The following is a 12,282-nucleotide window of genomic DNA, read 5'->3' as shown; positions in this document are numbered from 1 at the left end:
GACACCGGTGGAGAACGAACGCGAGCCCCGGTCGGTGACGGGGAAGGAGTCGGTGTGAGGCGGATACGAGTACTGGGGGCCGGTGAGTGCGGACTGCCGCTGGCCCATCGATTGCGTGGCGGAACGGAGGTCACGCTCGTCGCCGGTCGTGACGCCGAGCAGATTCTGTCGGGTTCGGTGACCAGCACGCAGGTCAAGTTCCCGCCGACGCTGGATCTGGAGTCGGGTGCGGGACTGGATTTCTGGGCGTCGACCGCGCCGCGGATCTCGGGTATCCGGTTCGTGGCGGCGATCGACCGTACGGCGGTGGTGCGGTGGACGGGGCGGTTCGCCCGGCCGGCGCGCAGCGTCGACCAGCGCACCGTATTCGGCCGCTGGTTGCGGGCGTTCGTCGACGCCGGTGGCCGGCTGGAGATCGCCGAGCCGTCGCTGGCCGAGATCGACCGCGGCGCAGGCCGTTTCGACCTGACGGTCGTGACCCGGGCCGACGCCGAACTCGCCGCGTGCTTCCCGCCGGATCCGGCGTGGCCGGTGCACTCCGGGCCGCTGCGGCAGCTGGCGGTGTTCTATCTCGACGGCGTCGTGCCGGATCCGGACGGGCTGGGCACCTACGTCTCCCTGCCCGGACTGGGCGAGATCATCTCCTATCCCGGGCTCACCGGCGCGCCGGGAGACGAACGGCCGTGCGAGATAGTGCTTGTCGAGGCGCGGCCCGGCGGCGACCTGGACGTGTTCTCCCGCGACAGCGGGCCGTCGGGTCGTTTACGCCTGGCGCGGCGGCTGTTCGACCGGCACCTGCCGCCGGACCTGGCCGACCGTTACCGCGGCGCCGAGCTGACCGACGCCGGCGCGACCCTCGTCGGCGCGGTGACGCCCGTCGTCCGCCGGCCGGTGGGGACACTGCCGTCCGGCACGCTCGTCCTGGGCGGCGCCGATGTCGTCTGCCGCATGGATCCCGGTGGCGCACAGGGCGCCAACAGCGCCGTCCAGTGCGCCTTCCGCTACGCCGACGCGATCCTGCGGCAGACGTCCGGGCAGTACGACCGCGACTGGATGCTGACCACCGCGACACCGTGGCTGACCGACATCGCCTACCCCGCCGCGCAGTGGACGGCCACCATGCTCGATCCGCCGGAACCACTGCAGGCGATGCTGGGCGCGGCCGCCACCGACGCCCGCCTGGCCGACACCTTCGCCGACCTGTTCGCCCGCCCGTCCGATATGGCACGCCTCGCCGCGGACGCTTGACGGTACAGGTCGGCTATCCGCTTCCTACGGAATTCGTCCCACCTCCGGACCCGGGTGCGGGAATGGTTCGAAACGTTCTTGAATGGAAGAAATTTCGGGCGCCGCATGATAGTTACCCCGGCATTCGATGCGCATCGGTATGGCATACGTAAAAAGGTGCGTCTTCCCAAGGTTGGTAAATGCCCACGTTGCACGGCAATGGGCGGTGCGAAATCGTTGTTACGGTGACGATTCGTCTCCCCACGTCGAGCCTGTGGGGGTGATCGCGGGAACTGTCATGAAATCTTGTGTTTCAAATTGTGCGGATGCGTCGGGTCCTTCGGGGGGTTCGGCATGGGCGGAAAGGGAGTGAACGGTGACCCACCCCGGGGATGAGGGGCTCACCGGGCTGGAGGATCGGATCGCGACGGGCTTGCGCGAACTCGCTCCGCAGGGGTGGCGACGCGTCGAGGCGTGGTTCGCGATGACGGTCGTCGCCGAATCCGCCCAGATCCTGTGCGACGACGGGATCCGGCCGACTCGACACCCCGTATCGGACGTGGTGTGGGACGCGGTGCGGCGGCACCGGCGGATCACGGCGGAATCGGCGTCCGGGCCGTGGTGGCGACTGCTGGTGCGGATCGATGCGGACGGCGTCGAGATCGTCGCCGATCGCGGCGCCGAACCGTTTCCCGGCGAGCAACTGTTCGCGCCGGAGGCATATCTCGCGGATCTGGAACAGTATCCGCGGGGTCGGCTGCCCGTGTGGCTCGCGGCCTACCTCAGGCAGGGCGAACGTCGCTCGAGGACGCCGCGGATGGCCGCCGAGCAGGTGCGGGCCGATCAGCGGGCGGGGGTGCGGGCCGTGGTCGTGGAGGGTGAACTGCCGGATCTCGCGGTGCTGTGGGCCCGATGGGCGGTGTTGTCGGCGGCCTTCGTGGCGGTCGGGTCGCGGCGGGGGCCGCGGGTCGGTCCGTCGGTGGGGCTGTTCGAAAGCGCGGGGCACAGCGGGTCGACGGTGACGGTGCTGCCTCGCGGCCGTGCGGTGCTCTCGGGCGGGGTGTGGGACGCGCCCGCCCTGGACGCCGCGTACAACGCGGGTGCGGCGATGCCGGAATTCTTTGCGGGAGCGCCGGACTGGGTGGTCGATCCGGTGCTCAACCCGCGGGTGGCCACCGGACTGCTGTCGTTCTGCTACTGGTGGGAGGCAGGGCAGTGGTATCGCGGTGCGTCGCCTCCGGTGCCGGAATGCGCACCGGCGCTGCCCGCGGTGTGGACGGTCGGCGGCGTAGCGGAGGTCGTCGGCGGCCTGCTGGAGGAGGACCGATCGGACGAGACGGCGGAGGCCGTCGAACTACTGATCGCCGCGGCGCAGGGGAGGACGGTCACCCGAGCCGACCTCGTGCGCGTCTTCGGCGACGACGAGCGGGCCGACATCGACGGCGCTCTGTTCCAGTTCGCGGTCGCGGACCTGACCGGGCACGACGCCGACCGGCTCGGCGAGACGGACGCGCTCGATCTCGTCCGGGACCATATCCGCCAACGCGGTTACGACACAACGGGATACCCGCTGTCGTCGCTGCGCGCCGACCGGATCGGCACGGGCTGGATGGTGCGCTCGCCGGTGCCCGCCGGTGAGGTGGCGCTGGATCGTGCCGTCTTCTACGTCGCCGACGACGGCGTCGTGGAGCGCTCGACGTCGTCGGTGCCGCTGTCGGTGTTCGTGGGTGACTTCGAGCGCCGATTCCGCCTGCGCCGCGGTGGGCGGGTCTGACCGTTGGGGGCGGCGACATGAACGACGTGGTCCGGCTCGATCCGGACGATATGCGCAATCACGGGGCGCGCATGTCCGAACTCGGTGATCGGGTGGGCCGGACCTACGCGGGATTGCGTGACGCGCTGGCACAGGCCGATGGCAGCTGGGGTGACGACGACCTCGGCCTCTCGTTCGCCACGGAGTTCAAGCCGCATGCCGACGAATTGCTGGCGAATCTGCGGGCAATGGAGGAGAGCCTGCACAATACGGCCGCCGGAATCATGGACGCGGCGGACGAATTCGGCAGGCAGGACATCGACGTCGCGAGCCGGCTGGCCGCGCAGGCGGACGGCCCGGCCTTCCCGTCCGCGGAGCAGGGCCCTGTTTCCGCGGCCGGCGGTGCGGGCGCGCCGTCATCGATGCCGGAGGGTGCGGCGGAGAACGGCGCGGCGATGAATGGTTCGGCGGGAAATGGTTCTGGGGGGAATGGTTCGGCGGGACAGGGGGCTCCGGGCGCACGAGGGGACGGCCCGGCTGGGCAATCGCCGGCTGCCCGGTCGCAGACTCCGGATCCGTCCGGAGGGCAGCAGGCAGAGCCCGACGGCGGCCGACGGGAACCGGGAGCCTCGGATCGGTCGGCGGGCCGGGAAGGCCGGGGCGAATCCGGCAGGGCCACACATGATCCCGGCCGCCGACCGCCACCCTCCGGAGTGTCGCCACCGGCCGGCGACGGGCGGCGCGCCCCGCGTGCTCCGGGCGCGTCGGCGGGTGTGTCGTCCGGTGGCGCGCGGAGCGGTAGCCCCTGGACCGGGCCGCCGAAAACTCCCAGCGCGCCGCAGCCGGGGGAGCAGCGGCCCTCCAGCCCGCGGTCCGGCCCCCCGCCACGACCACGGAAGCCGGCCGGTGAACCGCCGCGCAGGAACGAGCGGCGCGGGTCCGGCGACCGGCCGGTGTCCCATCCCGTGGTCCGGTGGCTGGCACGGACATTGGCCGAGCGGCACGGCGTGCGGGTGGCCGGATTCGATACGCCCGGCCTCGTGGTGGAGTCGGTGCGGGGATTCGTCGCGGCGGTGGACCGGGTGCTCACCGACTATCCCGCGATCACGCTCGACGTCGTCGCGATCGCGGATCTCGGCGAGGGAGCCACGGTGCGGTGGCGATCCGAACCCCTGGTGTCCGGCCCGCGTGCTGCCCCACCAGCCGGTACGGGCCGCTCGATCACCCTGGACCTGCGGACCGCGCAGGAGCCCAGCGGAATCTCCGAGCACGTGGAACCCGAAGCGGCGCAGCTCGATCCGGAGATCTACGCGGCTACGGTGCGCGAGCTCGCCCGCGCACTCGACTTCGCCGGCGGCGGATTCGCGGGCAGGAACGCGCAGCGCGTCCTGATCGAGGAGTACGCGCGCCTGGAGACGGACCGCAGGACGAGCCTCGTCGAGGTGCTGCGCGGGTACCAGCGCTGGCGGGCGGCGCTGGACGGGAACGACACGGCCGCGGGGGGATTCGATGTGGGCCGGGCCCTCGGCGTCGCGTTCGCCGAGGTGGTGCTGCACGGCGACCGGGCGAGCGTGCAGGCGAGAACCCTGCACTCGGTCCTGGCCGGCGCCGCGGCACGGCAGGGGTAGGCGATGCCGGCCGATGGTTCGTGGTCGCTGAATCCGGTTGTGGAACTGCGGGAGCTGTTCGACGGTCTGCCGGACCCCGCGCGGAAACTGGTCGAGGCCGGCTTGTTCGGCGGGAATCTGCCGCGCGCGGACGTGTCGAGGATGCGGTCGATGGCCGCGGAGCTGCGGGCCCGGGCCGCCGCCATGAACGAGCATGCGGAGGACGCGAAAAAGCTACTTTCACAACAGGATTCGCTGGGGTCCCTCGGCGACCAGGTGCGCGAGATGCTGCAACTGCACCACGACACCTCCGCCAAATTGCGTGAGCAGGCGCTGATCTTGGCTGATCAGGCGCAGGGTGCGGCCAACAATGCGGAGAAGACGCTGTGCGTGATGCTCGCGTTCGGAATCGAACTGGCCTGGCGGATCTTCCGGGTACTCACGACCGCCGCGGCGGCGGGCCCCGCGGGAGAGATGGCGGCTCTGCCCACGGTCGAGGCGATGCTGGTCTCGGGCCGATCGAAGGTCGCGTTGCTGCGCGACGGCTTGGAGCAGGCCCTGAAGAAGGGCGGTCTGGCCACAGCGGAGAAGGTATCGGCGTTGGGGCCGTTCCGGTTCGCGGTGACGCTGAGCAAGGCCGTCGTGGTACCGGCCGGGGTGGACGCGGGTTTCCAGTTCATGCAGGTCCTGTCCGGAGATCGGGCTCCCACCCTCGTGGGTGCGAACGGTGAGAACCCGGCGGGCATCGACCTGACGGCGATCGAGGCCGCGGCTGTGTCCGGTGGCGGCGGTCTGCTCGGCGGCATGGCGCTGACCAAGGGCGCGTCGAGAATCTTTCCGGCGGTGGAGAACAACCGGCTGATGCTCGGGGTGATCGCCGGGACCGGGGGCGCGATCGCGGGCCTGGGGGCGGGCGCGCTGGTCACCGGTTGGCCGGAACATGTCGACGAGGTGCTCCTCTCGATGGCCAACGGCGCGTTCTCCGCGTCCATGGACAGCCACGGCGGTGCCCGACCGAACGCCGCCGCGGGCAAGACGATCGACGGCAGCGGGGCCTATGCCGCGCCGGACGTACCCGCGGTCCGTCTCACCAAGAATCCCGCGCCCCCGCCCGTGTCACTCGAGAAGGCACCGACTCCCGTCGCGCCCCCGCCCGTGTCGCTCGAGAAGGCACCGACTCCGGCGGCGTTTCCGCCTCCCGTCACGCCGGAGCCCCAGAACTCCGGCGCGCCGAGCGCCGCCACCGCCGAGCACCCGGCGAACACCTCCGCCACGCCCGGCTCATCTTCACCCTCCGCTGCGGGGAACGCGCCGGCGGCGGCGCGCAATTCGACTGCGGACGAGGGGGATTCGGCAGCAGCCGCGGCGAGCGCGCCGGTGGCCGCCGCGCCCTCGCCCGCAGGCGCGCCGACCGCAGGCGCGGGGAACGCGTCCGCGGCTGCCGGGAGCGCGCCCGCGGTGACGGGGCACGGAACCGCGGTCACGGGGAGCGCGCCCGCGGCCGCCGGGAATATGCCCGTCGCCGCGGCGAAAGCGGCCGCGGCGGGAGCGGGTGGTGCCGTCTCGACTGCGGGGGACTCGGCCCTGCCCCCGGAGAGCGCGTCGTCGGAGGACGGTAGGGCGACGGTGTCGGCGCCCGATTCGGGATCACCGCCCGCGACAACGACAGCGCCCGACCACACCGGCGAGCGGAAATCCGGCGCGGATCTGCCGGCGGGTGGCGACGGGGCGCCGGCCGACGGCGATTCGACGAACCGTGGGGAAGGGCGGGGGCGCCGGGAGGAGATGCCGTCGGCCGGAGACGGTGCGCCACCGGCGGATGGTGATGCGCAGGCTGGTGACGATGATTCGGTGGGTCGTCGGGAGAGTCCGACGGTCGGCGAGGGGGCTTCGCCCGGCGACGGCGATGGTTCGTCGGCGCATGACGGTTCGGCGGGTCGCGGGCGGGGTCCGGCGACCGGGGATGGTGTCTCACCGGCGGATGACGGTTCCGCGGGTCATGGACAGGGTTCGTCCGCCGGTGCGGGAGGTTCGCCTGCCGGTGGTGGTTCGGGCGGCAGTGGTGGCAACGTGCCCGGCGGCGCCGACTTGGCCTCCGGCGCGCTCGGTGCGGGGGTGTCGGTGGGAGGAGGCGGTCCGGACACCCGGCAGCAGGACAATCAGCAGAACGCCGGTGGGCGCACGGGCGCTGCCGGTCCGGCCACGCCGACGCCCGCGGCCGGCGACCGTACATCCGGCCACGATCCCGTGGCGGCGCGCTCGGGCGCCGATGCCTCGGGGACCGGCCCTCCCTCAGGTGGGGGCGGTCGGCACGGCGGCTCCGACGGCCCGGCCCGCGTTTCGGCGCCCGAGACGGATGCGCCACCGGCCCAAGGGGATTCGGCTCCCGAGCGGAGCGGCGACGCCGCGGCGGACGCCGATCCGGCGGATCACGAGGTGCCGACCGGACCGGCGGAGGACCTGATCCGGCAGTTGGCCGCATTGCCGACGGCGGACCCGTCGGAGAAGAAGGACCTCACGCCCGCGCAGCAGGCGCAGTTCAAAGCGGCGGCGAAGAAGGCCCTCGCCATGTATCGGGACAGGAAGGAGGAACTGGCGAGCGAATCCTGGCAGCAGCGCAGGCAGGTGATGGAGCACGGCGACCGGGTGGAGGCGCTGCTGCGCTATATCGACGCCGAGCGCGTGGGCACGGGAAAGACGCCGCGGTGGAATCAGGTCAAGGCATTCCTCGTCGGCGAGCACGGGTACATGCGGCAGATGGGGACGGGGCAGGGCAAATCCATGGTCGGCGCGCTGGACTCGCTGAACCAGCTGTCGCGCGGTGAGCCGGTGGACACCGCGAGCGGGCAGCAGGTACGGGTCCATCATGTGATCACCACGACCGAAACGCTGGCCAACGAAGGGGCCCGGGAATTCGGGCCGATGCTGCGCAGCCTCGGCTACGACGTCGCGCGCTGGGACCCGCACAACCCCCCGCCGGACCCGGAACGCCCGACCGTCTACTACATGACCTACGACGAGCGGGCGACGGCCGAGCTGTTCGGCCGGCCGCCGCGGGGCGACACCGCGACGATCGACGAAGCGGACGCGGTCCTGGTCCACAACCAGACGGTCCACTACCAGTCCGACGGGCAGCGCGAGATCGCGCACGACATCGAGGCCGCCCAGGTGTACCGGGTGCAGGACTTCCTGCGCGCCGCGCTGAAGGCCCGCGCACTGACGTCCGCGGATCTGCGTGCGCACCCGGAGATGAGCCTGCATTCGATGAGCCGGCGATGGGAAGAGCGCAACGGCCGGCCCTTCACCAAGGAGGAGACCGAGATGGCCCGCGCCTTCCTGGATGTGAAAGCGGGCCGCCTGAAACTGAATCGGGACTTCCAGAAGTTCGACGGCAAGATCCAGATCCTCGACGAATACGGAAAACCCCGGAGCGACCCGAAGATCGGCACCGAGAGTCGCTGGTTCGGCGGCCGCCACAAGATGGTCGAGGCGATGTTCGGCGTGCCGGTGTACTCCGACGGCACGGGATCCAAACAGGTCACCGTGGAGGACGTCTTCGGCGGATACCGGCGTCTGCATCTGATGTCGGGCACGCTGGAGCGCACCGCTGGTGAGATCAAGGAGAATTTCCCGGTCCAGGGCGGCCTGGCGAAGGTGGAGGACTACGGCCCGTCGAATCGGGTGGGGGAAGAGGATCGGGTATTCCTCACCGAGGCGGACAAGTTGAAGGACGCGGTCGTCCGCGTCAAGGAATTGCAGGACCAAGGGCGGCCGGTGCTGGTCATCTGTCCCTTCAACGATGTGGCGCAGAAGTTCTCGCTGATGCTGACCAAGGCGGGCGTCGAGCACAACGGGATCGATGCCCGGTGGTTCTCCGAACACCGCGACAACAACGCCGCCGAGGAACACCTGCTGACGGTCAAGGACGGTGCGGGCGTCCGGCACGTCGTCGAGGGCGAAGACGGCGTCCGCCGCGCCCGGGGCGAGGTGACGGTCGGCACCGGGATGCTGGGGCGCGGCTTCGATGTGTCCATCACCGACGAGGTCAACGAACTGGGCGGGGTGCACGCACATATGCTGGGGCGCTCGCCGACCAATCCGGACGAGGACCACCAGTGGGCCTCGCGTCCGGGCCGTAACGGCCGTAACGGCAGCTACTGCTTCAATGTCGCGGCGACGGACGGTCTCTACAGTCAGGCCCAGCAGCGCGGTGCGCAGGTCGCGGTCGTCCACTACAAGACCGCGGTGGCCGAACATGCGGCGGCCACAGCGGAATACGCGCAGGTGGTCGGAGAATCCGTTGGCGCGCAGTCGCATTCGGAGAATTCGTACGGCGCCGCGGCGACCACGCGGGAGGCGACGGTGCGTGCCGCGCGTGCGAAGGTCGACGCTGCCGCCGCCGACCTCGCCGCGGCCGAGCGGGAGATGCGCGGTCTCACCTCGCCGCTGCAGAGCGACGCCGCCGACCGCGCGTATATGGAACGTGCCCTGCGCCGGGCCAACCAGGCCCATGCCCCGCCGTCATCCGGCGTATCCGACGCATCGATCCCTTTGCAGGGCACCGTCGCGAACGCCGCGCCGATGGACCAGGATGGCGATCATCCCGCGTCGGTCGTCCAGCGCGTCGAACGGGAGACCACGTACGGCGAGGCCGACACGGTCCAGCCGCATCTTCGCGGTGATCGCTTCGCGCGGCTGGCCGGGTGGCTCGGGGTCCCGGCCACGGTTCAGGCAGAGATGACGGCGGAATTCGACATCGGCGACAGCGACGACCCGCTGAGCAGGTTGCTGGAACGCGCCGGTCTCTCGACAGCCGCGGTGGCGGCGTTGAATCAGCATCTCGACTATGCCCCGGCCGCGGCGGTAGTGCGGGCCGGCGACCTCACCGACGAGCAGGCACTGCAAGAGCTGGTGCCGCAACGGAACCGGCTGGCAAGCGAATTCGGCTGGGAACCCGCGCAGGTGGCCGGGGCCGAGGGGGTGCGAGAGGTGGGCGCGGCGGTGGCCGCGGCCCGGGCCGAACTGGCGACCGCACTGGGTCGCGAGCCCGAGGACGTGTACGCCGCCACCGCCCGCGACGTCCTGGCCGACGCGGTCGCCCGGACGCTGTCGGCGACCGACCCCGAGTCCATCGGGACGGCCGACGACCCCCAGGTAACCGCGGCCTCGACCTACCTGGCCGCCACCGCGCTGCTCGATCTCGTTGTCGCCATTCACCAGCGCAGCCCGAAAAGCTGTGTCAACAACGGTGTGACGATGATGCGGGTACTGCATACCGGCAACGAGGACCAGTACCGGATGCCGGCCGAGATGCCTTTGCGCGGACACGATTTCGACGACACCGAAAGCGCCTTCGGCGGCCGGTTCCGCACCTTCGGATCTCTCGACGAGGCGGCGCGATCACTGGCGGACCGGCCCGGTGGCAGCCAGGCACTGGTCTACAACTTCATCCGGGAGGGGGAGGTCGAGAGCCACCTGGTGCTGCTGGTCAACGACAGCGACCGGCGCGACGACCCGAACCTGGTGGTGCTGGACATCGCCGCCGCCCCCGGCGAGGCCCCGATCACGCCCGAAACCCTCGCCGATCCGGATGCGTTGCTACACACCGCTGTCCCGTTCGACGACTGGCAGCGCACCCAGCAGCGGTTCATCGGGGAGCTGCACGGCGAGGACCGCGAGGTCTTCGCCATCGAATTCGACGAACAGGGAACACCCCTCGACCGCCTCCCCGAGGAGCAGCGGCGCGGCGTGTACGCACCCGACAACCCGGACGCCCCGCCCTCGGCCCTCTGGTCGAGCCGCGCCCCGCCAGCACCGTTGCGGAGCAATCAATTTGCACTCGCCGGTCAGCGTCCCCCCGGCGAACCCGTCGGTGGATTCGCCGGTGCCCGGCCACCGGGCGAGATGCTGTTCAGGCATATCGACGGGGTGGGCGTGGAGCGATGCCTGTTCGTCAAGGCGGCTCCCGGGGACGGCGGTCCGAGCGTGTGGCGGCTGCCGTCGGCGGCCGAGACGGGGATGCCCACGCACGGCGGGTTCGGACCGGGCGTGATGCGCGCCGGTGTGGTGGTGGCCGACGTGCCCGAACGGTTCGGGGTGACCGTCGACGGAACGCGGATCACGGACGCGCAGTGGCTGACTCGCGCCGAGCTGACGGCCAGGGTCGTCAACCGGCACGTGCGCAAGGGACTCTCCGAGCAGGTGGCCGCGGCGTCGACGGCCTTCCATCCGGTGGGCCCGCCCGCCGACGCCGCGGCGGAGCTGGCGCGTCTCGGGTCGCGACTGTCGTTGAGCGCGAACGATATCGACCGACTGGTGCGGCAGCTGGCCGGCCGGCCGGCCGCGACGCAGGAAAAGATCCTCCAGTACTTCCGCGCCTTCGTGGTCGATTTCGAAGGGACGAAATTGGCGGCCGGGCTCTACTGGGAGGAGGGGAACAACGGCCGGCTGGCCGGTGCCTTGCAGCGGCAGCAGATTCGAACCGCCATCGCGGTCCATCCCGATATCGCCGATGCGGTGCTCACGCCCTTGTCGGAGAGCGCCCTGTCGGAGATCGTACACGGCGACGAATGGGATGCCGCCGCCGTCGGCGATCGGATCGCATTCCTGGCCCGGCCTCGGGTAGCCGACGCACTGCGGATGATTCACCGCAACAATCCGCACTTCTCTTCCTATGTCACAAGGCAGATTTCGACCGCACCGCACCTCGAACAGCTCGGCGAAGAACTGCGCCGGATCGCGGATATTCCGCCGGGCGCCGTGGAACTCCGCCTGCTTTCGGGGTTCAACAGATTCGTAACGCAAACCAGCGCAGGTGATCTCCGCCGAACGGTCCTGGGCATTGCCGTGGAGAACGACCAGCCGACGGCACACGACCGGGCGTGGAATTTCCTGCTCTCACTGGACGACTTCGCTCCCGGTGCGGCCCTGCAGAAGTTCGCGGACATCTTTCTGGTGGCCGGCCAGCTGGCCAATATCGCACCGGATATCCGTGCGGCCGCGACATTCACGGCACAACGCCTGCGTGAGGTGGAGGACGTCTACGTCGCCGGACCGAACGGCGGCGATTTCACACGCTATGTGGAGCAGGTCGCCGAACTGCCGGTCAGTGCGCGGCCGCCGACGATTCGCGCGGCCATGGAGATGGTCCGGAACGTGACGCCGGAGTTCGCGCGGTGCGTACGCGCCCTGACGAGCGACAAAGGATCGGTGACCGAGCGGGCCGTGCTCGGTCTGCGGCACACGGGTGACGCGAGTATACGCGAATTGAAGGAGATAGCCCGTTCCTTCGTGACCGAGGTGAAAAGCGCGGGAATCTCGGCCGAAAGCCTCGCCAAGGTCCAAACCTCGGAATTCCTGGCCCGGCTGCTGGTCGAGGTCACGCACTTCGACACCGCCGGGTGGGGCCCGAACGACATCGCGTCGCTGCGAGCACTGCTCGACTATCACGACGAGGCGACCGCGGCGGGCCGTATCCGGCCGATGCCCGCGGAGTACCAGCCCAGCGAGGTGCTCGACATCGCCAAACTGCGCACCCGGGACGCCTCGGCCGGACCGCAGTGGACCGAGGACCTGCTGACTCGCTTCGCGCGGTTGTCGGCCAATCTGAACGATGCCTGCGCGGCGATGACCGGCATGAAGCAGCCGTTCACCCACCTGCTCGACAAGCTCGGGCGCGGCATCACCGAGCACATC

The 12,282-nt window shown here is 70.7% G+C and carries 4 protein-coding genes (1 of these 4 running past the window's edge); all 4 read left to right on the top strand.

What is annotated here, in order from left to right; all coding sequences use genetic code 11:
- Positions 1–54 precede the first annotated feature (54 nt).
- A complete protein-coding gene (locus tag ON41_RS20150) occupies positions 55–1,248 on the top strand; it encodes a styrene monooxygenase/indole monooxygenase family protein (protein ID WP_040749239.1) in 1,194 nt (397 codons plus the stop codon).
- 355 nt (positions 1,249–1,603) lie between these two features.
- Entirely contained in the window at positions 1,604–3,001 is a 1,398-nt protein-coding gene (locus ON41_RS20145) for a hypothetical protein (protein ID WP_051161978.1), read from the top strand.
- 17 nt (positions 3,002–3,018) lie between these two features.
- Positions 3,019–4,608, top strand: a complete 1,590-nt coding sequence (locus ON41_RS20140; protein ID WP_040749238.1) for a hypothetical protein — start codon at positions 3,019–3,021, stop codon at positions 4,606–4,608.
- Between the two features lie 3 nt (positions 4,609–4,611).
- Positions 4,612–12,282: the beginning of a GTP cyclohydrolase II RibA gene (gene ribA, locus ON41_RS20135; protein WP_040749237.1), read on the top strand. The gene runs 23,934 nt beyond the window's last position; 7,671 of the gene's 31,605 nt are visible here — the first part of the coding sequence; it begins with the start codon at positions 4,612–4,614; the stop codon falls past the right edge of the window.

Origin of the sequence: Nocardia transvalensis NBRC 15921 (assembly GCF_000308875.1) — a bacterium.
GTDB classification, from domain to species: domain Bacteria; phylum Actinomycetota; class Actinomycetes; order Mycobacteriales; family Mycobacteriaceae; genus Nocardia; species Nocardia transvalensis.
The sequence above is the reverse complement of the archived record's forward strand: the minus strand, read 5'-3'. Positions and strand labels throughout refer to the sequence as shown.

What these genes read in the sequence shown, in the direction of transcription:
- ON41_RS20140 (WP_040749238.1), top strand. Translation starts at nt 3,019, where the DNA reads ATGAACGACGTGGTCCGGCTCGATCCGGACGATATGCGCAATCACGGG.